The organism is Cytobacillus oceanisediminis 2691, assembly GCF_007678455.1.
In the GTDB taxonomy this organism is placed as follows: Bacteria; Bacillota; Bacilli; order Bacillales; family Cytobacillaceae; genus Mesobacillus; species Mesobacillus oceanisediminis_A.
Map to the genome: position 1 here is coordinate 319,208 of NZ_VEEP01000003.1, position 24,629 is coordinate 343,836.

Annotated in this window: 31 protein-coding genes and 1 pseudogene; 9 read left to right on the forward strand and 23 right to left on the reverse strand. The window is 41.2% G+C overall.

Going from position 1 to position 24,629, the window contains the following annotated elements; all coding sequences use genetic code 11:
- Nucleotides 1-77 precede the first annotated feature (77 nt).
- The gene (locus tag FS736_RS08000) at nucleotides 78-365 is read right to left on the reverse strand and encodes a heterocycloanthracin/sonorensin family bacteriocin (RefSeq protein ID WP_395883505.1); all 288 of its coding nucleotides are present in this window, start codon (nucleotides 363-365) and stop codon (nucleotides 78-80) included.
- Nucleotides 366-691: 326 nt separating this feature from the next.
- Between FS736_RS08000 and FS736_RS08005 the strand changes: the two genes are divergently transcribed.
- Together FS736_RS08005 and FS736_RS08010 are read left to right on the forward strand one after the other, a co-directional pair.
- The gene (locus FS736_RS08005; protein ID WP_144475856.1) at nucleotides 692-1,483 is read left to right on the forward strand and encodes a TIGR00266 family protein; all 792 of its coding nucleotides are present in this window, start codon (nucleotides 692-694) and stop codon (nucleotides 1,481-1,483) included.
- A 198-nt stretch (nucleotides 1,484-1,681) separates the two neighbouring features.
- Nucleotides 1,682-1,945 carry a hypothetical protein gene (locus tag FS736_RS08010; RefSeq protein ID WP_144475857.1) on the forward strand — a complete coding sequence of 88 codons (264 nt, stop codon included), beginning with the start codon at nucleotides 1,682-1,684 and terminating at the stop codon, nucleotides 1,943-1,945.
- Nucleotides 1,946-2,023: 78 nt separating this feature from the next.
- Here the strand turns inward: FS736_RS08010 and FS736_RS08015 are convergent, their stop codons facing one another.
- From FS736_RS08015 to FS736_RS08050, 8 genes and pseudogenes are all read right to left on the reverse strand, one after another.
- Nucleotides 2,024-3,292 carry an FtsW/RodA/SpoVE family cell cycle protein gene (locus tag FS736_RS08015; RefSeq protein WP_144475858.1) on the reverse strand — a complete coding sequence of 423 codons (1,269 nt, stop codon included), beginning with the start codon at nucleotides 3,290-3,292 and terminating at the stop codon, nucleotides 2,024-2,026.
- Nucleotides 3,293-3,297: 5 nt separating this feature from the next.
- The gene (locus FS736_RS08020; RefSeq protein WP_144475859.1) at nucleotides 3,298-3,705 is read right to left on the reverse strand and encodes a PadR family transcriptional regulator; all 408 of its coding nucleotides are present in this window, start codon (nucleotides 3,703-3,705) and stop codon (nucleotides 3,298-3,300) included.
- Nucleotides 3,706-4,242 carry a sigma-70 family RNA polymerase sigma factor gene (locus FS736_RS08025; RefSeq protein WP_144475860.1) on the reverse strand — a complete coding sequence of 179 codons (537 nt, stop codon included), beginning with the start codon at nucleotides 4,240-4,242 and terminating at the stop codon, nucleotides 3,706-3,708. It abuts the gene before it with no gap.
- Between the two features lie 149 nt (nucleotides 4,243-4,391).
- Entirely contained in the window at nucleotides 4,392-5,408 is a 1,017-nt protein-coding gene (locus FS736_RS08030) for an STAS domain-containing protein (RefSeq protein WP_144475861.1), read from the reverse strand.
- 220 nt (nucleotides 5,409-5,628) lie between these two features.
- Nucleotides 5,629-5,865: pseudogene (locus FS736_RS08035) on the reverse strand (catalase); the annotation flags it as partial.
- Nucleotides 5,866-6,099: 234 nt separating this feature from the next.
- Nucleotides 6,100-6,645 carry a signal peptidase I gene (gene lepB / locus FS736_RS08040; RefSeq protein ID WP_144475862.1) on the reverse strand — a complete coding sequence of 182 codons (546 nt, stop codon included), beginning with the start codon at nucleotides 6,643-6,645 and terminating at the stop codon, nucleotides 6,100-6,102.
- A gap of 126 nt (nucleotides 6,646-6,771) precedes the next feature.
- On the reverse strand, nucleotides 6,772-7,005 hold the full coding sequence (locus tag FS736_RS08045; protein ID WP_144475863.1) for a glutaredoxin family protein: 234 nt from the start codon (nucleotides 7,003-7,005) through the stop codon (nucleotides 6,772-6,774).
- A 468-nt stretch (nucleotides 7,006-7,473) separates the two neighbouring features.
- Nucleotides 7,474-7,800, reverse strand: a complete 327-nt coding sequence (locus FS736_RS08050) for a YnfA family protein (RefSeq protein WP_144476071.1) — start codon at nucleotides 7,798-7,800, stop codon at nucleotides 7,474-7,476.
- A gap of 244 nt (nucleotides 7,801-8,044) precedes the next feature.
- Between FS736_RS08050 and FS736_RS08055 the strand changes: the two genes are divergently transcribed.
- The 3 genes from FS736_RS08055 to FS736_RS08065 all read left to right on the forward strand — a co-directional run bounded on the left by FS736_RS08055 (nucleotide 8,045) and on the right by FS736_RS08065 (nucleotide 10,482).
- Entirely contained in the window at nucleotides 8,045-8,794 is a 750-nt protein-coding gene (locus FS736_RS08055; RefSeq protein ID WP_144475864.1) for an AAA family ATPase, read from the forward strand.
- A 73-nt stretch (nucleotides 8,795-8,867) separates the two neighbouring features.
- Entirely contained in the window at nucleotides 8,868-9,719 is an 852-nt protein-coding gene (locus FS736_RS08060) for a patatin-like phospholipase family protein (RefSeq protein ID WP_144475865.1), read from the forward strand.
- 4 nt (nucleotides 9,720-9,723) lie between these two features.
- Entirely contained in the window at nucleotides 9,724-10,482 is a 759-nt protein-coding gene (locus tag FS736_RS08065) for a nucleotidyltransferase domain-containing protein (protein WP_144475866.1), read from the forward strand.
- A 111-nt stretch (nucleotides 10,483-10,593) separates the two neighbouring features.
- Here FS736_RS08065 and FS736_RS08070 read toward each other — a convergent pair whose 3' ends face one another.
- The 5 genes from FS736_RS08070 to FS736_RS08090 form a co-directional block, all read right to left on the reverse strand.
- The gene (locus FS736_RS08070; RefSeq protein ID WP_144475867.1) at nucleotides 10,594-12,021 is read right to left on the reverse strand and encodes an aldehyde dehydrogenase family protein; all 1,428 of its coding nucleotides are present in this window, start codon (nucleotides 12,019-12,021) and stop codon (nucleotides 10,594-10,596) included.
- Between the two features lie 17 nt (nucleotides 12,022-12,038).
- Complete coding sequence (locus FS736_RS08075) at nucleotides 12,039-13,670, reverse strand: acetolactate synthase large subunit (protein WP_144475868.1); 1,632 nt, start codon at nucleotides 13,668-13,670, stop codon at nucleotides 12,039-12,041.
- Between the two features lie 141 nt (nucleotides 13,671-13,811).
- Nucleotides 13,812-14,585: a TerC family protein gene (locus FS736_RS08080; RefSeq protein WP_144475869.1), complete on the reverse strand. Its 774-nt coding sequence runs from the start codon at nucleotides 14,583-14,585 to the stop codon at nucleotides 13,812-13,814.
- Nucleotides 14,586-14,895: 310 nt separating this feature from the next.
- Nucleotides 14,896-15,363, reverse strand: coding sequence for a hypothetical protein (locus tag FS736_RS08085; RefSeq protein WP_144475870.1), 468 nt, complete (start codon nucleotides 15,361-15,363; stop codon nucleotides 14,896-14,898).
- A gap of 671 nt (nucleotides 15,364-16,034) precedes the next feature.
- Nucleotides 16,035-16,292: a hypothetical protein gene (locus tag FS736_RS08090; protein WP_144475871.1), complete on the reverse strand. Its 258-nt coding sequence runs from the start codon at nucleotides 16,290-16,292 to the stop codon at nucleotides 16,035-16,037.
- Between the two features lie 238 nt (nucleotides 16,293-16,530).
- Between FS736_RS08090 and FS736_RS08095 the strand changes: the two genes are divergently transcribed.
- Both FS736_RS08095 and FS736_RS08100 read left to right on the forward strand, forming a co-directional pair.
- A complete protein-coding gene (locus FS736_RS08095) occupies nucleotides 16,531-17,826 on the forward strand; it encodes a TolB-like translocation protein (RefSeq protein WP_144475872.1) in 1,296 nt (431 codons plus the stop codon).
- Nucleotides 17,827-17,828: 2 nt separating this feature from the next.
- Nucleotides 17,829-18,122, forward strand: coding sequence for a hypothetical protein (locus FS736_RS08100; protein ID WP_144475873.1), 294 nt, complete (start codon nucleotides 17,829-17,831; stop codon nucleotides 18,120-18,122).
- Nucleotides 18,123-18,191: 69 nt separating this feature from the next.
- Here FS736_RS08100 and tatA read toward each other — a convergent pair whose 3' ends face one another.
- A complete protein-coding gene (tatA, locus tag FS736_RS08105; RefSeq protein ID WP_144475874.1) occupies nucleotides 18,192-18,389 on the reverse strand; it encodes a twin-arginine translocase TatA/TatE family subunit in 198 nt (65 codons plus the stop codon).
- Between the two features lie 139 nt (nucleotides 18,390-18,528).
- On the opposite strand from tatA, the gene FS736_RS08110 reads away from it, so the two are divergent.
- A complete protein-coding gene (locus FS736_RS08110; RefSeq protein ID WP_144475875.1) occupies nucleotides 18,529-19,041 on the forward strand; it encodes a ferritin-like domain-containing protein in 513 nt (170 codons plus the stop codon).
- A 156-nt stretch (nucleotides 19,042-19,197) separates the two neighbouring features.
- A complete protein-coding gene (locus FS736_RS08115; protein ID WP_144475876.1) occupies nucleotides 19,198-20,022 on the forward strand; it encodes a DODA-type extradiol aromatic ring-opening family dioxygenase in 825 nt (274 codons plus the stop codon).
- A gap of 3 nt (nucleotides 20,023-20,025) precedes the next feature.
- Here the strand turns inward: FS736_RS08115 and FS736_RS08120 are convergent, their stop codons facing one another.
- The 8 genes from FS736_RS08120 to FS736_RS08155 form a co-directional block, all read right to left on the reverse strand.
- On the reverse strand, nucleotides 20,026-20,256 hold the full coding sequence (locus tag FS736_RS08120; protein ID WP_144475877.1) for a hypothetical protein: 231 nt from the start codon (nucleotides 20,254-20,256) through the stop codon (nucleotides 20,026-20,028).
- Between the two features lie 137 nt (nucleotides 20,257-20,393).
- On the reverse strand, nucleotides 20,394-20,690 hold the full coding sequence (locus FS736_RS08125; protein ID WP_144475878.1) for a hypothetical protein: 297 nt from the start codon (nucleotides 20,688-20,690) through the stop codon (nucleotides 20,394-20,396).
- A gap of 119 nt (nucleotides 20,691-20,809) precedes the next feature.
- The gene (locus FS736_RS08130) at nucleotides 20,810-21,004 is read right to left on the reverse strand and encodes a hypothetical protein (protein WP_144475879.1); all 195 of its coding nucleotides are present in this window, start codon (nucleotides 21,002-21,004) and stop codon (nucleotides 20,810-20,812) included.
- A 77-nt stretch (nucleotides 21,005-21,081) separates the two neighbouring features.
- Nucleotides 21,082-21,879, reverse strand: a complete 798-nt coding sequence (locus tag FS736_RS08135; protein WP_144475880.1) for a DUF817 domain-containing protein — start codon at nucleotides 21,877-21,879, stop codon at nucleotides 21,082-21,084.
- 17 nt (nucleotides 21,880-21,896) lie between these two features.
- Nucleotides 21,897-22,118 (reverse strand): helix-turn-helix domain-containing protein, encoded by a 222-nt coding sequence (locus FS736_RS08140; protein ID WP_144475881.1) that lies wholly within the window; start codon nucleotides 22,116-22,118, stop codon nucleotides 21,897-21,899.
- Between the two features lie 10 nt (nucleotides 22,119-22,128).
- A complete protein-coding gene (locus tag FS736_RS08145) occupies nucleotides 22,129-22,608 on the reverse strand; it encodes a DUF2975 domain-containing protein (RefSeq protein WP_144475882.1) in 480 nt (159 codons plus the stop codon).
- A 159-nt stretch (nucleotides 22,609-22,767) separates the two neighbouring features.
- Nucleotides 22,768-23,535, reverse strand: coding sequence for an NUDIX hydrolase (locus FS736_RS25130; protein WP_260983559.1), 768 nt, complete (start codon nucleotides 23,533-23,535; stop codon nucleotides 22,768-22,770).
- A 110-nt stretch (nucleotides 23,536-23,645) separates the two neighbouring features.
- Entirely contained in the window at nucleotides 23,646-24,575 is a 930-nt protein-coding gene (locus FS736_RS08155) for a DMT family transporter (protein WP_144476073.1), read from the reverse strand.
- Nucleotides 24,576-24,629: the final 54 nt, after the last annotated feature.

Consider the following 24,629-nt stretch of genomic DNA (forward strand, 5'->3'; position numbering starts at 1 on the left):
CCCTTATGTCTCATCTGGGAATAACAAAAGCTCCTGCAATTCATTTTGCAGGAGCTTTTTTTACCAGCTATATTATTTTAACCCCGATGGCACCGGCCACAACCGCCGCATCGACCGCAGCCTCCGCAACGGAAGCAACCGCCACATCCGCCACAGCGGAAACAGCCGCCACAACGGAAACCTCCGCAGCCAAAGCAGCTGAAGAAGCAAGAGAAACCGAAACATCCGCCAAAGCCGCCTAAGCCCAAACCTAGAAAACGCTCATCCCCTGCATGATACATGTTCTGATCCCAGCTGACAGGTTGAGTTGCCTGGAAATCACCAACATTCAACATTTGCAGCTCATTATGAAAATCATTCATCATTTTTCTTTACCTCCTCGAAATAATAAAGGGCCGTTCTACACAACAAAAAACAAAAAGCATAACAAGAAATATTCCTGTAGATAAGATGCAAACAATAATTAATACTCTTCAACAATTTATGTAGACAAAAGGGCCTTTGTCACATATACAAAAGCCTATATTGTGTGGTGAAGGGAAAAAGAGGAAGTTGTGGGCAATAAGTTAGGTACGCAAAACCAAAGCAAACACCTGTAGTAGTTGAGTTTTTCACTACAAAATATTCTGCAAACGACGTAGCAAAGATGTACAATAGAGCTATAAAATTTATTCATTTTGGAGGTAAACAAATGAGGGATCATGAAATTGATTACAAAATTTACGGGGACGACATGCAGTTTGTTGAGGTTGAGCTAGATCCGAGTGAAACGGTTGTCGCCGAAGCTGGAAGTCTGATGATGATGGATCAGCAAATTGAAATGGAAACGATTTTTGGGGATGGCTCCGGAAATGGCGGCGGTCTAGTTGGCAAGCTGTTCGGCGCCGGTAAACGCCTGCTGACTGGCGAGAGCCTTTTTATGACAACCTTCACCAATACTGGACACGACAAAAAGCATGTTTCCTTTGCTTCTCCTTACCCAGGAAAAATCATTCCGATGGATTTGAGCGAGCTAGGCGGAAAAATCATTTGCCAAAAAGACGCTTTCCTGGCTGCTGCAAAAGGAGTATCTGTCGGAGTTGAGTTCCAGAGGAAGCTTGGAGCCGGTTTCTTCGGCGGCGAAGGTTTTATCATGCAAAAGCTTGAAGGAGACGGAATGGCATTTGTCCATGCTGGCGGAACAATACATAAGAAAGAACTCCAGGCGGGAGATGTCATCCGCGTAGACACCGGCTGTCTAGTAGCGATGACAAGTAATGTGGATTATAACATCGAAATGGTAAAAGGAGTCAAAACGGCCCTATTTGGCGGAGAAGGATTATTCTTCGCTACACTGAGAGGACCAGGCACTGTATGGATCCAATCCCTTCCCTTCAGCCGACTTGCAAGCAGAGTTTTTGCCGCAGCACCTCAAGGCGGAGGGCAAAACAAAGGTGAAGGCAGTGTACTCGGCGGAGTCTTCCGTATGCTGGATGGCGATTGATTAACAAAGCATGGAAAGTTTTTATGGTTCGGACAAAATCCCTGTTGGCGAGCATGGGTTTTGTCCGAAACCACATTCTAATAGATTATTCATTAAAATAGATTTAGAATAATTTAAATTATCAGTTTACAAACAGAACAACTGTTCCATATAATAGTAATAGATTCACTATAATCAAAAGATCAGGGGTGGTAATAAATGAGTAAAATCGCTGAATCACAAAGATCTTTTATTTACCTGGAACTGGACGAGCTTTATTTTAATTCGAACCTCTTAGAACTTCAAAAACAGTCAATCTACCAGGAGTTCAAGCTTTTCCTGGAAGGTGTGAATGACACTTCTCTTCTAACTGAAATCACTGATGCTATATTCGAACTTGGGGTTTCCGAGGAAGACCCATTCCCAAATCTATTAACCTTGAAAAACCAGCTATCAGACAAGCAACTGCTGCTCAAATTATGATACGACAAAATGTAAAAAGCTCAGAGATTTTGTCTCTGAGCTTACTTTTTCAAACTCTATTTCATTTAATACATTCCATTATGTCCTCTTTAAAGTGATATCCTTCCTCCGGAAAACACTAAGCACCATTCCCATAATAAAAGCATTGAAAAGCATGTGCAATAACCCATAACTGATGAACGGAAGGGACATGGAGATCAGTGGGAAAACGCCAAGAATCATTCCAACATTATAAACGAATTGGACAAGGAACAATGTCATGCCACCGAGAAGCAACAGGTTTCCGTATTTACTGTTAATCGACTTTGAAATCATCAAGATCCTTACAGCGAATAAAGATAGAATGATGAACAGCATAATGGCAAACCAATAACCGTAATGATACGTAAGGTTCAAGAAGGCATAATCAGTATGTTCAAGTGGCAAAGCCTTACTTTTAACGGTTGAACCAAACCATCCAGCTGAGGTCAATCTTTCTTGTAATTGCAGGTACATATACCCCCAGTTATCTGGATATTTTTCTGGATGCAGGAATCCTAACAATCTGGCGAGCTGGTATTCTTTTACTGTGAACCATGCGAAAATGCTGAAGGAGATGAAACCAAGACCAGCAATGATGGTGATAGTAATCGCTGTTTTCCTTTTAATCGTACTCCACCACATCATGGCAAACACCACGGTTACATAAAGAAATGTAACAGTCAAATTCGGTATGGCTAAAAATAATAAAAGGGGCACACCGAACAATAAGAAATGCTGCCACAGTTTGATCTTCTCGTTGCTGAAAAACGAAGCCCAGGCCAGGAACAAAAATGGAAGGGCCATAAAACTAGAAATCTGAATGGGCCCCACCGTTATATATGGAACACCATTAATAAATAAATTTGGAATGATTATTAACGCGATGAGAAGCAAGACGCCTGATGAATAAAACAAGTAACCTTTATTTTCAAACTTCCGATAATCAATGAACATCATGGCAACAGCAAGCAGGATGCCCAGAAGAACATGAATACTTTTCCTCGCTATATAAGCATTTTCTAACCCATCACCTACTGTAATCAATGGCAGGAAACTTAACCCCATTGTGATGGCCAGCAAACCAATAAGCAGCCAATCCACCTTTGGTCTATGCAGTTTGTTCATTTCATGTCCGAGCTTCGAGGGACTGCCCATCTGGCTGACAGCTTTCTCTTCCGCTTCGGATTCACTCATTCCCTTGCCGATCCATTCCTTTTTTACCTCATTTAAATGGTATTCCAGTTCTGAGGCTACGAATTTCTTCGCCTCCTTTGAACGGATATGGTTCATGATCTCGATTAAAAAATGCTCCCATCTCTTACTCACACCCATCACTCCTCCAGCAGCCCCCTAATTGACTTTCGTCTTGCCGCTATAGACTTTTCCTGCCTTCGGAGGTACCTTTTGCCCTTATCTCCGACCAGGTATACTTTTGTCCCTTCCTCTTTCCATGTAGAAACAATCCATCCTTTTTGTTCGAGACGGTGCAGGATTGTATATAGAAAACCTTCCTTGCCCTCGAATTTCTGAAATCCTCTTGATCTCAGAAGTCCAGTCAACTCATAGCCTGTTTTTTCAGTATTAAGAAGTTGCAGGATGGCGAATGTGATCATTTCTTCACTCTCATCAGGCCTATTGATTTGCTTATGGACCTCTCTTCTCATCTTTTCTGAAAAACTCAACTCTTTAAAAGCGGATTCCTCCATTGATTTCCGGAGGCGATTCAGACGATTCTCCATTTATATTGCCTCCAATCTTTCCTTTAAGAGTTCCTTTGCTCGTTTAAGCCGGGTCTTCACCGTGTTTTCTTTTATTTCAGTGATCGAGGATATTTCCTTGATTGTCAACTCTTCAAAATAAAATAAATAAATGACTTCGCGATAATCAACTGGCAGTTCCATGACAGCTGTGGCCAATTCACCATCCACTTCATCCTGGATCACTCTCTCCTCGACACTATCGCATTGAATAGAATCATAAATAGGCTGATAATCCGTCGCGAAGACATTTTTGTTATACCAGCTTTTCAAATAATCTTTGCAATGGTTGGACGCAATCCTCCAAAGCCATGTACGGAACTGAGATTTTCCGCTAAAAGTATGTAGCGATTTATAGCATTTCACAAAAATCTCCTGAGTCAAATCCTCGGCTACTTGCTTATTTTTCACATACGAAAATGCAAGCTGCAGAATCTCCTGACCGTATTTATCCATGATTTCATCGATTAATTCTCCTGCGTTATCGATTTCTACCATTTCTGCTGTTAATTCACCCACAACCTTTCCCCCTTCAAAGTTATAGACGACGCTGTTTAGAAAAAGTTTTTGATTATTTATAATAACAAATTAAGATTTTGCTGTATTCAGTCCTATTGAGGTTTAATCCCTCATTAAAAAAAGCACTTGATTTTTCAAGTGCTTCGGCTCTAAACTATGCTCTTCCCGCTTTTCCCTAGTGCATAATAGATTCCGTGCTGTAGGGTCTGGAGACATTCGTATTTTTTCAGGCCTGTGAGTGTTTCGGTGATCACCATTGCCAGTTCGGCGGAAATCCCTACAAGAATGACTTCCACACCTAACAATCTGGCAGCTGAACCAAGCTTATCTATCAACTCTGCAGTGTATGGGGATATGTCCTTGTTCAAACCTGTGAGATCAAGTAAAACGTATCTTGTATGATACTTTGGCAGATTATTCAATGTGTTGTTAATCAAATCCTCTGCACGGTTCTCATCATATCTGCCAATCAATGGAACGACGACTATACCCTCAAGCACTGGAATCATCGGAGAGGATAACTCCTTTACCAGATCCTGGAGCAGCTTCGTTTTTTCGGCTACCAGGCTCTCTAATTCCTGGATATGTTTATCTTCTTGTCTACTTGCCAACCTACGTATGTTTTGTTGAATACTCATGACAGATGGGAAGTATTCCACAACTGTATATGGATTGGATTCATTTTGGTATTTAATGATCTTATACCAGAAGTTACTTCCGAATAATCCTGTAAAAACCCCAGCATAATGCGCAGGAACGAAAATACCCTGCTTTTCCTCGGAACCCAATTTGTTCATTTTGTATTCCCAGTCATCTTGAATATATAAGGTGAAGTTTTTTGTATTTACATTCATTTCCTCAACACTTACGTATCCCCATCCTGCTGGTACATATGTATTTGACAGCCATTCCACAACATTGGATGTATTGATTTCCTTCATTTCCTTGAATCCTTCACCAACGATGATGCCCTGTCGGAAACCAGTGGCCTCTAGTACAAGGTTTGTTGCTTCTTCACCTGTAATTTCATTGATTGTGTCAAAGAACGTTTTCATTGCAGACACCCAGAAAAAAACGACGTCCCCACCCTCGAACAATACTTGACCTGAGTTTAAGTCCCATTTAAGTTCTACGCCGCCGACAATAAGATCCTTTTGCATCTCCATTTAAATCCCTCACTAGTCATAGATTATGTAAAATGTACATTGAGATTTATTATCAATTATATTTCGGCTTAAACATCCTAATTTCCTGCAAATTTGTAATTTTTTCTGTAATCAAATATACTCAAATTTATTGTTGAACAAAAGGGTCAGTGGTCTCAACAATTCTTTTTTAAATAAGATGAGAAGGCTGCACAGGATTCCCCTATGCAGCCTTCTATTATTAATATGGATCAGATTCGTGGCTTTTCTGAACAGCTTCTTTTGCTGCTTCATTGGCTGACAGTGAGCCTTGGGCATATTTTGATTTGCCTGATTCACGGCCAGGCACATTATCTTCATTCGACATAGCTTCCACTTCTTTCGTTCTTTTTTCAATCCCCTCTTTTACACGGCGGCCGTAATCTTCATCAGCTTGAGTGAAGTGCTCGATCATGGCATCCTGAATCTTTTTACTACATGCAGTTTGGGAAAATTTATGCAGTGTAAGAAAGCCGTCAATAATAACCCATTTCGGTTACTATGAAAAACATTTATCAGTATGTATTAAGGGGGATGTTTTTCTCTTTCCAACCACTCTATACCATGAAACGTTCTAGTTAAATCAACACTCGTCCAATGACCTTTGAGCAACACCCTAAACCATGAAAAAACGCATCGATCCATTGATCAATGCGCTGGGCTTTAAAATATATTAATCACCAATAATCTTCATTTCTTTAAACGGGTAAAAAACGACCTTTGTTGTTCCTACGATATTTTCAATTGGGACGGCTCCGATGTGGCGGCTGTCTTTACTGTTCCTTCTGTTGTCGCCCATTACAAAAACATGGCCTTCAGGTACAACTTCAGCTCCAACAGCGGTCTCTTCCAAGGTAAACGATCCTGTCAGCGGCCCATCAATCAATTGCTTTTTGATGTCATCCAAATACGGCTCATCATATGGCTTTCCATTTATATAAAGGACGTCGTTTTTATATTCTACACGGTCACCTGGCAACCCGATCACCCTTTTAATGTAATCCTTCTCCTCGGTTGCATGGAAAACGACAATATCAAACCGTTTAGGTTCACCGACCTTTGTGACGAACATCCTCTCTTCGTTATGCAGAGTTGGTTCCATGGAAGCACCTTTTACTTCAATTGGAGTAAAGAGAAAGGCACGTATAACAAATGCCAATAATATTGCAATCAGGAAAGCCTTTATCCATTCCCAAAGTTCATTTCGCTGTTTTACCATAGAACTGCATCCTCTCTAAATTTTAATCTTTAAGAGCTTCCACATACTAGCATGGAATTCCTTCTTTCCATTATATCAATTTTTACAAAAAAAAAGAGGCCGAAGCCCCTTTTTGTTGTTTAAAACTTATTTATTCACATACTGCATGAGCGTATCCGGGTCAAAACCAAGAACCCAGTAGCCATTCACTTTCGTTTGCGGCACACCCATCTGCCCAGTTTCTTCAACCAGCTTCTGTGCAGCTTGTTGATCGTATTGTACATTAACTTCTTTGTAGTTTAATCCTTGACCCTCAAGGAATTGTTTCATCATTGTGCAGTAAGGTCAAGTGTTTGTTGTGTAAACTGTAATATCATTCATTTCAAATGCCTCCTTAAAGTTTGTTATACCCTATAATGTATTATCCCGGTTATGCTAAATTTTTGCAAAAAAGATGCACCGGGATACCATTGTTTTTCCCTATTTCCACGAAAAAAAACAGGATGGGAGGTATCGTTTACATCACGGCAAGAACGATGCTGAGCGAGGCAAAAACAATAATATTGTGAGAAAAACCTGATTTTCCCCTGCATCCCTAATTGTATTATATTAAGAGCCATCAGATAGGCCTGATCTTAAAATGCCAGGGATAAGATTCGTTTATCAATGCTGGATCATTACCACCGCAGCACTAATTCCCAATACGATTTGCAGCTTATCCAATATCGTGAGTTTCTTTTTCACCTTCCATCCCCCGATTTTCCCCAAAAATAAAGAGAAGTACTTAATTGCCCTATATATGCTGGCATGTAGCAGTTAAAAACTTACATATGTAAAAGCATCGAATGGTTATTGTCTTGGTGCCATCAGCATCACAGATACTCCTACCAGGCAAATCGCCGCGCCAACCCAATCGTATAAATCTGGAGTTTTCTTATCGATTCCCCATCCCCATAATACGGACAGAATAATGAATACCCCTCCGTATGCAGCGTATACTCTTCCGAACGACGGGAAGGCCTGGAATGTGGCGATGACTCCATATATAGCGAGCGCGAATCCGCCACCGATTCCCCAATAAAGTGGTTTTCCTTCCCTCAGCCACAGCCAGATCAAATATCCGCCGCCAATCTCAGCAATTCCCGCTAAAATGAACAATATAATGGCACTAAAGATGATTATCACTTCCTAATTGTGTTTGTAACTGTATTATAACTAAAAAATATGCTTCGACGACATCGCTGCATAATGTTATATAGCGGAAAAATTGATTATATAGCGAGTTTTTCATTTTTATAGCGAGTTTAGGCTTTTTATAGCAACTTTTTCATTTTTATAGCAAATTGGAAATTTCATGCGTTTTTTCCAGTTTCAATTCTATTCATGATAAAATAAGGAAAACTGTTAAGGCGGGGTACTTATGCTGAATTGGCAGTATGTTCGAAGTGTCAGTTTGAAAGTGGATGAAGTACCTTCATTTCATTCATACCCATTTAATCTCCCCAGCTTTAAAAATTTGGATGAGATAGATTTACATCCAAAGGTGACATTTTTGATTGGTGAAAATGGGATGGGTAAATCGACTTTGCTTGAAGCGATTGCAGTGGGTCTTGGCTTTAATGCTGAGGGTGGTTCGTATAATTTCAATTTTTCCACCTATGACTCCCACTCAGAGCTGGGGAATTACCTGCGGATCGTAAAAGGAGTGGAACGGCCACAGGATGGATTTTTCCTCCGTGCGGAGAGTTTTTATAATGTTGCTTCTAATATTGAAGAAATGGATCGTGAAGTTATGGGAGGTCCAAGGGTCATTCATTCGTTTGGCGGGCAGTCTCTCCACGAGCAGTCACATGGTGAGGCTTTTTTCTCAACCTTCCTTCACCGCTTTCGCGGAAATGGTCTATACATATTGGACGAGCCAGAAGCGGCTCTTTCCCCGTTAAGGCAAATGTCGATGCTGACCCGAATACATGATCTTGTTAAGGAAAACTCCCAGTTGATTATTGCTACTCACTCCCCGATAATCATGGCTTATCCTGATGCCACGATATATGAATTCAGTGATGAAGGTATTTTTAAAAGAGATTTGGAAGAGACGAATCATTACCGGATCATGAAGCAATTTTTCGAAGACAAATCAAGGATGATCCATCACCTTCTGAGTGAGTAATCATCCTGGAATTAATCCTGAATAGCCTGTGTTAAAATGTAAAAAAGAAATAAAATTCCAGGGGGGAATTGGAGTGTATAGCAGTGGTTTGATCCTTGAAGGTGGAGGCATGAGAGGTGTCTACACGGCTGGGGTACTTGAATATTTTTTAGAAAATGATTTATTTTTCCCATATATCATCGGCGTTTCTGCCGGTGCGTGCCAGGGCTCTTCATATATTGCCAGACAGCCAGGGAGAAATAAGCAAGTGACGATTGATTATGTGACACATCAAGATTATATTTCTTATAGAAATTTGTTGTTAAAAAAAGAACTGTTTGGGATGGATTTTATATTTGATAAGCTTCCAAACGAGCTGGTACCCTTTGATTTCGAGACATTCAACAGTGCCGCGGAAACCTTTCTGATTGGTACGACAGATTGCTTCACTGGCGAACCTGTTTATTTTAATAAAAATGATGTGCCAGAGGATATTCTTAAAATCATCAGAGCTTCCAGCACGCTTCCATTCATGGCACCTGCGATTGAGTTTAGGGGAAAAACCCTTATGGATGGCGGAATATCCGATCCGATTCCTATCAGGAAAGCAATGACAGATGGAGTCCAAAAAAGCGTGATCGTACTGACGAAGCCAAAAGGATACCGGAAGAAAAAGTCCTCCTTTTCTTGGCTGCCGCGTTATGTGTATAAAGACTTCAAAGGCCTGCACCAAGCGCTTGAAACACGCTATAAAATGTACAATGAAACGCTCGATTACATCGAAGCTCTTGAAGCGAAAAATGAAGTGATCGTCATCAGGCCATCAATGAATCTCAAGGTTGGCCGTGTAGAACGAAATCCAGATAAACTGACACAGTTGTATGAAGTGGGCTATGAAGACGCGAAGGAAAAATTCGCCCAGGTAAATGACTGGTTAGGTGCGTGATTCGATGAAGGTTACTGAAGCTCTGGAAATTTTGACAAACAGCCTTGTTAAGGATAAAAGAATTCAAGCCATCTTTGTGAAGGGTTCTGTAGGACGAGGAGAGCAGGATGAACATTCTGATCTTGATCTATACTGCCTTGTTGACCAAGATGACCTCTCAGATTTCCTTTTGAGCCGAATCGATCATCTAGAAACCTACGGAAAGTTGCTTTTTTATGATGATATTTATATCATCGCCCCGCAGATTATAGCAGTGTATGAAAATATGCTGCACGTTGATTTATTTACGGTTACCGAGGAGATTTTTGTTGAAAAGGACTATTTCAAAGTAATCTATGACCCGTATAATCGGCTGGAAAGATTTAAAGCATCCCAAACTCTTCGTTTATCTCCAGAAGAATTTCAGGTCGCGGTCGATGATATAGCCTGGTTTCTATTTCAGTACAAAAAGTCATCTGTCCGCGGCAATGATTTATGGTCGGTGAATATGCTCAATCATGTGATGACTCACCTTGCGAAAGTGCTGCTTCACAGGTATCGACCGGAACGAGCACAGTTGGGTCTGAAGGCTTTAGAGTCCTCACTCCCAGATGCGATTATTGAGAACGTCCGTCAAATACAGGAAAACCTCACTCCGCAAAAACATCAGAATGCATGTGTACTTCTCCGTGACCTATTGAAAAAAGAAACTGACTGGATTCTTAGTGAAGTCGGCAATCCTGATAAAATCTACCCGCTGTGGAAGCTAATGGTGGTATGTTGACCATTGATCCTGCTGGCTTCAATTGCTTACCAGCAGGATCAATTGGTCCCCGCTCCACATCTTTGCACCTAAAAACGACCACTCTCCATCGTTGGAGAGTGATCCTTAACCTTAAAGTCTTACTCCGATAAATTTCAATTCAGTCATTTCCTCGATTGCATATTTTACGCCTTCCCTGCCGAGCCCGCTGAGTTTTACACCTCCATATGGATAATTGTCCTGACGATAGACAGAGGCCTCATTGATCCAGACGCCGCCCATTTCCAGTTTATCAGCTACCCTGTAAGCACGGCTTATGTCCTTTGTGAACACCCCTGCCTGCAGACCGTAAATGGAGTCATTTGTATTTTCAATCGCTTCATCCTCGGTCCTAAACGGCATTACGGTGACAATCGGAGCGAACGCTTCTTCTGTTACGACCTTCATCTCCTTTTTGACATTCGTGATAATCGTTGGATACACGATTGTCCCTTTTCTCTCACCTCCAGTTTCAATTGTTGCTCCCTGTTCTCTTGCTTCTTCTACCCATTCTTGGATTCTCTCAGCAGCATCCTCGTCAATCATTGGGCCGAAGTCCGTTTCCTCATCCAGCGGATCACCAATCTTCAGCTGTTCCGTTGCCTCTTTATACTTCATAAGGAACTCATCATAAACTTCTTCCTGTACATAAATCCTCTGTGCTGAAACACAAACTTGCCCTGAGTAGCCAAATGCAGCATTCACCAATCTTTCAACGGCATCATCAATTTCCGCGTCCTCAAAAACAATATTCGGCGAATTCGAACCAAGCTCCATTGTGACCTTCTTGAAACCAGCCGTATCTCGGATAATTTTTCCGACCGTCAGACTTCCGGTAAAAGTGATTTTCGGGACCTTTTTATGAGGGACAAGGGTTGAACCTGCCACTTTTCCAGTACTGAGCACCAGGTTCAGTACTCCATCCGGCAACCCCGCTTCATGGAAGAGCTTCGTCAGCATATATGCTGAAACTGGGGTTTTTTCTGCCGGTTTAAAAATCACCGTATTCCCGGCTGCAATTGCCGGAGCAATTTTATGCAGCGATAAATTCAACGGGAAATTGAAAGGGGTAATTGCACCAATTACGCCCATCGGCATCCGCTTCACCATTCCCATACGCTGGTCGCCGCGAAGTGCAGCATCCATTGGCAGCACTTCTCCTGTCATATGCTTTGAAAGTTCACTTGAAAACCGGATTACCTGAATGGATCGCTGAATTTCGGCTCTGCTGTGCTTTATCGGCTTTCCTGCTTCTATTGCAACGACCTGGGCAAAGTCTTCCTTTTTATCCTCCAATAGCTGTGCAGCCCTAAGCAGGATATCTGCCCTCTCATGGGCAGGCATCATTTTCATCGTGTTATTGAAAGCCTTGACACTGTTTTCGATCGCTTCCTCCATTTGTGCCTCATCTGCCAATTGCATTTCTGCTACAAGTTCACCAGTGAAGGGGTTTCTAACCTCCATCGTCTCTCCGTTGCTTTCTGCCTGTTCTACTCCATTAATAATAGAAGTAATTTTCATGACATCACCGCCTTTTCCTAGCATAAGATTTCACCTAGTTTCTCTGTTAGCTTCATATTTTCACTGTAATCCACTGGACAATCGATCAAGACCGGCTTATTCATTTCGACTGCTTTCTTGATGGCATCCTTTAATTGTCCGCCTTCTTCGATTCCAATCGCTTCAAAACCATACGATTTTGCAAGCTGAATAAAATCGGGATTACCAAACTTAATGTTGGAGGATCTGTTAAACTCTTTCATTTGTTTCCATTCAATGAGCCCGTATCCGCCATCTCGCCATAACAAAATAATGATCGGCAAATTTAGACGGACAGCTGTTTCAAGCTCAGCACTCGACATTTGGAAGGCACCGTCACCGACCACAGCAACAACATTCCTTTCTGTGTGCACCATTTTGGCCGATATGGCAGCTGGAACAGCAATTCCCATCGAAGCAAGGCCATTGGAAATCAGGCATGTATTCGGTTCAAAGGTATGATACATTCTCGCCATCCACATTTTGTGTGCCCCAACGTCCGAGATGACGATGTCCTTTTCGTTCATAACTGATCTCAAGTCACTGATGATTTTTTGCGGTTTTACCGGGAAGCTTGAATCATCTGAGTAGGATTGGAATTCATCCAATGTTTTTTCCCTTACATGGGATACCCATTTGTTTTCTCTGTCCCCGGCTGTGGTGACTTTCTCCAATTGTTTAAGGTTTTCGTTAATATCCCCTATGACACTGTGTTTCACTGGATAATTCGCGTCTGTTTCAGCTTCAGTTGTGTCGATGTGTAAAATAGGGCTTTCTCCATCTGGATTCCAGTTTTTCGGCGGATATTCTGCCATGTCAAAGCCAACGGCAATGATTAAATCGGATTGTTCAAAACCACAGGTAATATAGTCCTTGCCGCTGATACCTGCTGTCAAAAGGCTTAAGTCGTTTTTCCAGGAAATTGCTCCTTTACCCATAAACGTATGAACAACGGGAAGATTTGCTTTTTCCGCTAGACGTCTGAGACTATCCTCAGCCTGTCCTCTTTCCACTCCCATTCCTGCCAGGATCAAAGGGTGCTTAGCCTGTTCGATAAGCCGTGCTGCGTCCTTAATGACCCGTTCCCCCGCTTCCATTATTGTCGGTTCCATGATCTGAAGAGGACTGCCCTCCACATCCATCGCGGCAATATCCTCAGGCAGGTCAATATGTGTGGCACCAGGCTTTTCACCTGTAGCAACATCAAATGCCTTTCTGACCACCTCTGGAATGATTTCTGCTTTTTTCACCTGTGTATTCCATTTCGTCACAGGTTCATAGATTGAGACCAAATCATAATATTGATGTGATATTTTGTGCTGTCGGTCCAAACCTGCTTGGCCAGTAATGGCAACAATCGGACTGTGGTCCATATTTGAATTTGCCACCCCTGTCAAAAGGTTCGTTGCTCCTGGTCCAAGCGTCGCAAGGCAGACTCCCGGTTTACCGGTAAGTCTTCCATATGTCCCCGCCATGAAAGCGGCATTGGTTTCATGCCTCGTCACGATGAACTCAATACTGGAATCAAGAAGCGCATCCATAATATCTAGATTTTCTTCTCCAGGAACTCCGAAAATGTATTCTACACCTTCACGTTCCAAACACTTGATCAGTAATTCTGCGGCTTTCATATCAACACTCCTTAAATGGAATTTACCATGATCCTCTAATTGTCTATTCCACGCAGGTTCCCGATTAAACGTTACGCCTCCCGAATAAAAAAAGTGCGTACACCCATGGTGGATGTACGCACTTTTTTGTTTTATTTAGATTTAGGCTTGTCCTTCACCCTTGGATTTTTGTCCTGGGGCAAACCAGCCGATCAGGGCGATTGCTACCAATACACTGTAGAAGATAGTTGTCCATAATGTACTGTGAGGGAAATCATGATCCAAAATACCAATCTTCTCATGAGCAAGGGTAATAACGGCCAACTTCACACCGACCCAAGCAACGATTGCATAAGCAGTTGTTTCCAATGCAGGGCGCTCATCCAGCAGCTTAACAAACCAGGTTGCTGCATATTTGATCAGGATCAGGCCGGCGACTCCCCCAAGAAGTACTACGAGGAATTTACCACCATCCATACCGCCAAAGTTTCCTAGCGGTGAGTCCGGAAGTCCTAGTGCAAGCGCGACTGCAGCAAGAATTGAGTCAATTGCAAAGGCAAGGTCTGCCAATCCGATTTTGCCCACAGTCGGCCAGAATCCCAATCCTCTTGCTTCTTTCTCATCCTCTTTATGTATGTCCTCATTTTTCGCACCAAATTTAGCTTGGATGACATGCTTTAATCCAAGGTATAATAGATACGCTGCTCCAATTGCCTGTACCTGCCAGACATTTGCAATATAAGAAATCGCAAATAGTGCACCGAAGCGGAAGACAAACGCCATGAGTATTCCATAGCCGATCGCCTTTTTCTTTTGATCATCAGGTAAATGTTTAGCGATGATTGCCAATACTAGAGCATTGTCAGCCGATAACAAACCTTCCAGACCGATCAAAATTAATAATGCCCAGGCATATTCAAGCCAAATTGATTCCATAAACCTCTCTCCTTCCTCATTGGACCCAGGCTTTTTCCGTAATTCATCCACTTTACATACGCATTTTGGGGCTGCAAGGCCTAGAGCATTTTAAAGCAATAAGAAGAATTTATCGAAAAACTAACCCAGAAACCTCTTTTGTCGTTATCAATAGAATGACCCATAAAACCTCGGGCAATCCGCACAATTTACAGAGTCCCACTCTATGTAACCTACATTTATCTATTTCAATATACCTTTTAGAAGGTATAGATAAACTTACCATTATCGACTATAATACTCTATATTTTTCCGAAAAAATATTCAACAATTATCTCTTTTTTTCAGCAAAAAAGAAGCTCGTCCTAAATATTGCACAAACTTTTTTTAGTTGTGTATCTTGGATTTTTTCTTTAATGCCATACCAAGTGCCATCACCAGAAGGACGAGCTGCAAGCAGTAAAATATAAAGGAAAAGTTTGATTTTAATGCCAGACCGACGAGCACCGATGAACTGGATAAAAGTATCATTCCCACAATTGCCCCATTGCCCTGCCTTTTGGATCTGTTTTTCCAGATAAAACCCGCCGTCGAGATGATGAACACAAAGGTTATAGCGAAAAAAACAAGCTCCACAAATGACACCTCTTTTTAAAATTTTATCAGACTTCCCAATTATATCATTTTTTTCAGAATGTGTTGTATAAATTAAAGTTGCGCGTGAGAGAACCCCTGCATAAAGGTATCTTTTGACTTGAATGGTACCCTTATATGCGTGAGAACTACTGCATAAGGACATCTTTCGGCTTGGGAGGTACCCTTATGTGTGTGTGAACCCGTGCATAAGGGCATCTCTTGGCTTGAATGGTACCCTTATGTCTGTAAGAATCCTGCATAAGGGTATCTTTTGGCTTGAATGGTGCCCTTATGTCTGTGTGAATCCCTGCATAAGGGTATCTCTTGGCTTGAATGGTGCCCTTATGTCTGTGTGAATCCCTGCATAAGGGTATCTTTTCGCTTGAATGGTACCCTTATGTGTGTGAGAACCCTTTCATAAGGGTATCTTTTGGCTTGAATGGTGCCCTTATGTGTGTGGGAACCCCTGCATAAGGGCATCTTTCGGCTTAGGAGGCACCCTTATGTGTGTGTAAACCCCTGCATAAGGGTATCTCTTGGCTTGAATGGTGCCCTTATGTGTATCAAAATCCGTGCATAAGGGCATCTTTTGGCTTCAATGGCACCTTCCATGCTAAAAGAACCCCTGCATAAGGGCATCTTTTGCATAGAAGGTGCCTTTATAAGGGCTATGATCTAAGGTTATCCATCATATCTCTATTATCAAACCCTCCGTCTTATCGACTGGTTTTACAAGCCCCTACTATATATCGACTATATCCGACATCTTTCGCTAACAAAATGTTATCAAATGCTAGCAGTTAGCAACACCTTGCTATATTTCAGGTGAGACAGTTAAAAATCCTCCTGGTGTGACTTATTCATTTGCCTTCTTTTTTGCTTTAATTGACTCACTTTATTGTTGCGCTCTATTGTAGTTTTCGGATGAAAATGATGAACAACTCTCAGTTTTCTTTCTCTTTGCCAGTCATGATCATCTTCATCAAATTCATTTATCAAACAGGCTGCTCGTATTTCGTTTTTAGCTGTCACAACACGCTTGCTTGGGCGTCGTTTACTTGAATGACCACTTCGGTGAAACTTTGGATTCATTTCAGTACACCCCCTGCTTATTATCCCCTCACCCATTATTTTACCATGGCCATAGTTGTCCCATTAATAAATATTAAATGAATAATGATTGCTTAAATATCCGGTATTTCCATAAGAAATGAAAGCTTACCTGCCGTTTCAAATTAAAAAATAATATCTTCCTAAAAAAACCTTTTCATGAGTGTAATTTTACACTATATTGTATGTAAGGTAAACATTTCTAAAAAGGGGGATATGAATGAATAAAAATGAAGTGCTTTTGAGTGGCATTGGAATTGTCGCCTTGTTACTTGTGGCCTGTATTGGTTATCTTTTATTTGCTGATCGTGATGTTTATACATATCATACTGGGCTTGGAAGCAAAATTGCTATCTCGAATGATGATCAGCAAATAGCCTTTTCTATTTTTAACAACGGCAGTGAGGCAATTTATACAGCCAAAATGGATGGATCGGATGTCCATAGAGTAAGTAATCCGGTTAAGGCGTATCATCGTCAGCCAACATTTTCGCCTGATGGCAAGAAGATTTTGTATTTATCACAGAATCGTAACCGAATTCAGTCTCTCTACATTGCCAATAGTGATGGCACAAATCCTGAAAAGCTTTCCAGGAACACTCAGCATGTAACAGAGGCCATTTTTTCAGATGATAATCAGACGGTTTTCTTTGCCAGCACAGCAGCTGAGAATGTAAACAAGTCTGAAGGGGAAACTCAGGATGGTTTGGACCTTTTCTCCGTTAAAATTGACGGCACAGAAATGGAGCAGCTGACTGACAGGGACTTTTATACGATGGAGAGTCTTTATTACTCAGGAAAAGACAAACAAGTGATTTTTAAGGACTACAATGATACGAACGCCTTTGATCTCGAAGATCGTCGAGTGTATATGGCTGATTTCAGCAGTGAATTGCCAAAGGATTACTTCAATATGGAAATTTCACCTGATAATGGATTGGTCGCTTACACGACGGTTTCTGAGGAATCGAAGGACTCTTCACTGTTTGAATATGATTTATATCTTAAGAATTTGAAGAACGGTGACACTCAAAGATTAACAGACTTAAATTCATCTGTTGTCTCACCTGTTTTTTTAAACGATAAAAAAGAAATCCTCTTCCTGAAATATGTCAACTGGCCAAAGGAGCCAGAGGAATATAAATTGATGACAGTAGACTTGGAAACAAAGAAGTTGAGAGAGATTGCGCTGAAACTGCCTGAACTTAAGAGGGACAATTTTGTGATGATGAAGGCAGTTGATAATTCCGCAAACGGCTGGACACTAGGTATCTTGTATACGGTCCTATTCATGTTGATCACACTCTACATCAAGCCGAAAAAAGTATTTACACCGGCATTCATTAGTCTTGGAATCGGAATGCTGACGGTTGCCGCAAGCTTTGTATTCGCATTTATGATGGATCCATGGGCGGGAATTGGCGTCGGAATGCTTGCTGCCTCACTATTGGTATGCAGTGCGGTTTTGTTCATCTTTGCCTTGATTCTGAAGTTGTATCGTAAAGGAGCGAAGTAATCATGTCTGATTCTGTAGGTACCATTTTGACCATTTTGCTGAACATTGCCCTATTCGGAACGGGGAATTATATTGCGGTGAAGCTTTCTCAAGGGAATATTAAAAAACGTCTTTTGGCCGGTGTACTTTTTCTTCTTTGCACACCCATCATCTTTTTCAGCACACTCTATCTCGGTTTTACATGGGATGACACCGGTTGGGGTGCAGGGACTCTGGCTGTTATATTTACCGGGCTTTATATATTGAATGGATTGGTCGTGTTATTGTCCTCGATTCATCTTTATTTCAGAAAGTAACTTGAAAGCATCATTACCAAACCATATTCACACTCTTACACACCAAAAAAAGCTGCCAATGGCAGCTTTTTAATCTTTCTTTTGGTCTTTATCGTCTTCCCTGAATTCCTTTTTGATCTCATCTGTTATTCCATCTGTCGCATTCTTAAATTCCCTCATTGACTTGCCGACTGCTCGTCCGATTTCAGGGAGTTTGTTTGGCCCAAAGATGATCAGTGCAATCACAAGGATGAGAATTAACCCTGGAAACCCTATATTTGAAAGCATTCTATCTCTCCTATTAAAAAAGGTTACTTCTATTATAACGAAAAACGTTTGCGTTTTGAACCCAAACTCTTTTCTACGAATGAAATCCGTTGTTTGGCAAAGAATAACGTTGATATTTTTTTCAAAAGGAGAGATATAAATGAAATGGAGATCGATATTTTTTTGCTTATTTTTAATGGCGGGAATGGCCGGAACTGCACAGGCACAAACCCAGCTGCCAGCTGACTTTGGAGCAAAGGGGGCACTTCAGGATTCATCGATTACACTGGATGAAGCCCTTGTTTACGCAATCCAGGATGAATACCTCGCCCAGGCCCGTTATGATGCCGTCATCGGGAAATTTGGCAGCATCAGGCCATTCACCAATATCAAAGCAGCTGAGCAGCAGCATATTAATGCCCTTTTGGCTTTATTCCAGAAGTATAATAAACAAATTCCAGAAAATAATGCGAAACAATTTGTAACAGTGCCTGAAACATTAAAAGATGCGTTCAACCAAGGGGTTCAAGGTGAAATCGACAACATCGCAATGTATGATAAGCTTAAAACGATACCTGGCCTCCCTGAAGACGCTAAAACGGTATTCACCCAGTTAGGGAATGCTTCTAAAAACCATTTGAGAGCGTTTCAAGCAGGCGCAGAGCGGAATTAAGAAGGCTTATACTCTTTGTAAAAATAAACAGGATTGAAAGGAGATTGGAGCTGGCTCCCATCTCTTTTTTGTATTTCTATCTGAAAAATATACTAATAAATAGAGGATTCTAAGAGTTCGCATCTAATTAACTTCTTAAAAAGGAGGAATAGATCCATGAATCCATTTGTATTTGCTTGTATTGCTCCCCACGGAGGCGAGATTATTCCTGAACTGAAGGGATTAAATCCTGACCGTATGGCTGTCACCAGAGAAAGCATGGAAAAGCTGGGTAACTATATGTCTTTGGCTCGTCCTGATTGTATTGTTGTCCTCACCCCGCATGGAACAAGAATCAATGGCAGATTCTCGATTTCTGATTCTGAAAAGATGATGGGCGGCTGGGAAGAGAATGCTGTATATTATGAGATGGAAAAATTCGTCGAACGGGACCTGGCGAGGAAAATTGATGAAGAGGCAAATAAAAATGATATCCTGTCTTCCACTATTAATTATGGGACTTCGAGTGGCCCGATTTCCTGTCTGCAATTGGATTGGGGAGCAATCGTGCCGCTCCGTTTCATGCCCGATGTCCCTATTGTAGTAATCACTTCTCCAAGAGAGTTAAGCTTCGATGATCATTTTAAATTCGGTCAATCACTTCGAAACGCAGTTGCACAATATAATGGACGGGTCGGGTTGATTGCCAGCTGTGATTGGTCCCATACTCATGATGAAAAGGGACCATATGGTTTTCACCCTGCAGCGAAAGAATTAGATGAACAGACAGTCCACTTAATTAAGGCAAATGAATTAGAAAAAATGGCAGAATTCAACTCAAGCTTTATTGATGCTGCAAAACCAGATGGCATCTGGCAGACACTAATCCTGGCTGGAGCCATCCCTCCTGAAGAACGTCATGTAGAGTTCCTGTCATATGAAAACCCAACTTATTTTGGATTAATTTGCGCAGCGTATTTTACAAATGAAGAAACCCAGTGATGATCACTGGATTTTATCATTTATATCAGCCTTTATTTCTTGTATGAGTTTTTCTGATAAGTCTGCAGGAAGAGACGACCCATTTTCAAACACCCAGGCGTTCATTAACTCAAGGTCCGACTTTTGAAAGGTTAACATATACTGTTTCTCTTCATAGGTGATTTCAGCTGTTATATGCTCCTGGTCATAGGTTTCATCATCAATAATCATATTTGTAATCGAATATGGTCTCATGTTTCTACTCCTTTTTGGGGTATTGGCTTAGTAAAAGAATACCCTTAAAGTTTGTTGTTTAACATGATTTCGCCGTTCAAACAGGAATGGACGCATAGCACCTAGTAGAGAAGGACCACCAATGGGCGGTCCTTCTATCAATAGTAATGTCCTTTCGATGTCTGTTCAAAAACCTTCCAATGTCCATTCATGACAGATGAGTGAGAATTCATGACGATAAAATTTCTTGTTGCTTCCTCGTCCTTTGTCTGAATAAAAAAAGTGTCCGAACCCCGATAATCAACTTCTATTACTTCAAGTCCCTGGAACGTTCCGTCTTCTGAAATAAAGTGTTTCAAAGCTCTTTTTTCATTAAACTCATAATAAAGGTTATAAGGTCCCATAACAGAAATCATAAGGAACAAAAACAACATTATTATTAGGATTTTTTTCATATTCTACCCTCTAACTAGCTTCTTTTCTAACGTGACTATGTGAAACTAGTGAATGAAATTCAATACTCGCACTTAGTTTACATAATAAATTTATAACAAACTTATTCTACGAAAACTCATTATGCAAACCATTTAATATAAACTCCCACCGCAATAAAAGAAAGTAGAATGACAACTATGTAAATGACGGAAAGGTTCGTTGTATTCTTTTTTGCAGCATTCCTGTAGTCTGCATCCCCTTTGCCGAACAGCATTATTGTTAAAAGCAAAGCGCCTATAACAATGATAACAACCAAAACAAGTCCAAGAGTCATGATTACACCTCTGATTCCAAATATATTCTCCTATAATTATAACCCTTTTTCTCTTCTCGGAGGGTTAAAAAGAATCATTAAGACTTTATTAGTTGAGAACCGCCGACATTTGAGGCTGGCTCTGCTTTTACCTGCTTTAATGTTGCTACGATCAGAAAACTTACGATGACCAACAAGAGCCAAGAACTCACTTTTCCAAGATGAACAAGGCTCCATGCTTCCATTTGATTTGGGTATTGCCAGGCACCGAAAAACGTGGCGATATTTTCTGCTACCCAGATGAAGAATCCGATTAGGACAAAAGATAAAGCAATTGGCATACGATACTTGATTCCGCCAACTTCATATGTAACCCAGGATTTCCAAAAGACGATCATTACCATAGCCGATAACCACCAGCGAATATCCAGCCAGAAATGATGGGTGAAAAAGTTCAAATAGATTGCAGCACCTAATGGAACAACTAGCAAAAACGGCGGCCAATCAACGAGTTCAACCTTCAGCCTCCTCCATGCCTGGCACAGATAACTCGCCACACTGGCATACATGAATCCGCTGTATAAAGGTACACCAAATACTTTCGAGTACCCCTCCTCTGGATATGTCCATGAGCCCATATTTACCTTGAAGATTTCAAGTGCCAGCCCAATGAGATGGAATAAGGTTATTACCTTGAGTTCGTCCCTGGTTTCAAGACGGGAACGTACCATCCACCATTGCATCAATAGGAATATTAGCAGCAGCCAGTCATAACGAGGTAAGAGTGGGAGTTCTATGATTTTTGTGATCGCCAATGAAGCAAAGATCACTACAGGAAACAAGCATGACAGTGCCTGTTCCCAGCCAAAACGCACAAGCTGAATGATTGTTCTCATTGTTAATGCCTCCACTCTTATTCTTGAATATCTCCACCACTCTGATATTCCAATATATCCCCTGGCTGGCACTCCAGAGCCCTGCAAATGGCGTCCAAAGTAGAAACCCTGATAGCTTTTGCCTTTCCATTTTTTAAAATAGAGAGGTTCGCCATGGTGATTCCAACCTTTTCGGATAGCTCCGTTACGCTCATCTTTCTCTTAGCCAGCATTACATCAATATTAATTACAATTGCCATTGTTATCACCTCAGACTGTTAAGTCGTTTTCCGACTTTATTTCTATGGCATGCTTCAAAAGCTTTTCGAGGACTGCGGCAAAAGCAGCGATCACGATTGGAGCAAAAGTAAACACCATTCCGATAAGGATGACACCGGGAGCATCGTCCTTCTCACCGATCAAATAGAATAATGGCATGCTTGCAAGATATAAAATACTGATTGCAACGGCACAAAACTTGATGTTTTTCAACGCTTTTACAGACCAATCCGAAAATGCTATGTCCTCATCAATATAGCCTAACAGCAGGAAAGCCTGATACAGAGCGATAAAATAGGGAATCGCCGAAGCATACATCACCCCTATGATGGGATACAAAAAATTAGCAAGCACCCAGTTGCCTTGCGATGCATCTCTGATCAGCCAGGGCAGAAAAATAAAGCACGCCGCCAGTACTGGGACTGCCAGAAGGAAAACAACCACCTTTAAGAACAATGTTTCACGTTTCATAAAAGCACCTCATTCACTTAATGTCATATTGAATTTAACAAATTATTTATCGTAAATCAATATATTATTTGTGTATATCATTAAATATTTATTGTGTTTGCAAAAAAATGGGCATTTCTCTATGTAAAGAAATGCCCACAACAATTATAATCAACTTAATTAAGAATATTCCTTCTTAACGTCAAATCTGCTCATCAATTCATACGGTCTTGCTCTAAATGCTTCATACGGTAAATAGTTCGCTTCCATGGCATCAAGTGCCCTGCTTTTAAATTGTTTTCTAGTAATATAGTGATCAATATTATCCCGGGTTAACTCAGTAAAAATCACTTCCGATGTTTCATTTTCTGCTGTCCTTCCTTCTCCAGACTGATGCTCACCCCGAAAAACGATGCAAGTCACACCGCTTGTGACATTTTGATAGATTCCTGTTATTCCAATCAAGCTAACTTTGATTCCTGTTTCTTCTAAAATCTCTCGGTGAATGGCCTCTTCTAATGTTTCCCCTTCTTCCACCTGGCCACCGGGCATTTCCATTGTATCGGAACGGTGAAAATTTCTTACTAGTAAAACTTCATCTTTTTTATTTGTAATGTATCCACTGACAGACATTATGTGTTTAGGTGGGTGATAGGCAGATGGATAAGGTTCTGCCGAAGATAACAGTTCATAACTGTTTTTGCAGGCCAGTCCTTCTGTCTCTTGTATTTCCTCACTAGCATCCCTGACTATTTCTAGGTTTTCAAAGTGGGATTTGTTCTTGAATTCCCAGATAGTCAGAATCTCATCTTCCTTGTCATTCACCCATCTGCCTATTAATTTAGCACCATTTTTAACGTATTCGCGGTACTCGTGAGTGTGAAAGATTCGATTGAAGTCCTCCAGTTTACCGGATTGTATTCTTTCTGTTTTTCTTAAAAAAATCATGTTACCACTCCCCTTTTTCCCTATAATTTCCATGAAGACAGTTCTAAATCCTGCTAAGGAGTAATTTTGAGGTAACATAAAAAAATAAAGCCGCCGAAACGGCGACTTTATCAGGTATTGTTTTGTTTTACTACGTTGGCTTCCACTGATGCATTTTTATCGCCAATCGACAGCCATGTTACAAATATAAGCATGATCATCGCGCCCATCAGCTGGACATTCTGCAGCATGGTATCGAACCAGATAACCGAGATGACCATGACAGTCAAAGGCTCTACACTCGATAGAATGCTCGTTTCGACAGCGCTGATATAGTTCATGCTTCCGAGGAATAGCAGGAATGCCAATGTACCGAAAACAATCAAAATAGCCATAATGAACATCATTTTAGGCTGAGTAATAATCGACCATTCCTCTGAAAGCCAGACTCTATTAATCAGGCCAAGCATCATGCCGCCGAACAACATGCTCCAACCGACGATGGCCAGGACGCTCCATTCTTTCATGAGCCGTGATGGATAAAGTGTGTAGAACGCAAATGTCAGCCCTACCGCAATTCCCCAGAGCAGGGCTTCTGTGCTGACCAGCAAACTGCTCATGGAACCATTCGTCAATAAAAGGAACAAACCGGCCAACGTTCCGAGGATGCCTAATATCTGATAGCGAGGCGGCCATTTTTTATGGTGAAAAGAAACATAAAGGACCACAAATATCGGAGCAGAAAATTGAAGCAAAGTTGCCACGACAGCATTGCTTGTCTGAATCGCCATTGTAAATGTGAACTGCAATCCGACCATTCCCAGGATACTGAATAAGATCAGCTGATTCCGCCAGTATGGTGTTTTTACTACCGTGAAAATATCTTGTTTTTTCATCGCAAGATACGCCAGGATGCTGCTTCCGGCAATGATCATCCGGATTGTCAGGATAAAAGGAACCGACAATTCCGTATTAGCCAGCACCCATTCCGTGATCGAACCTGTCATTCCCCAAAGCATTGCACCAATAACAATCATAAGGATACCTTTTAATCGCAACATCATGAACGCTCCTATTAACAAAAGATTCTAACCATTATAAAGCTACAAAATGTC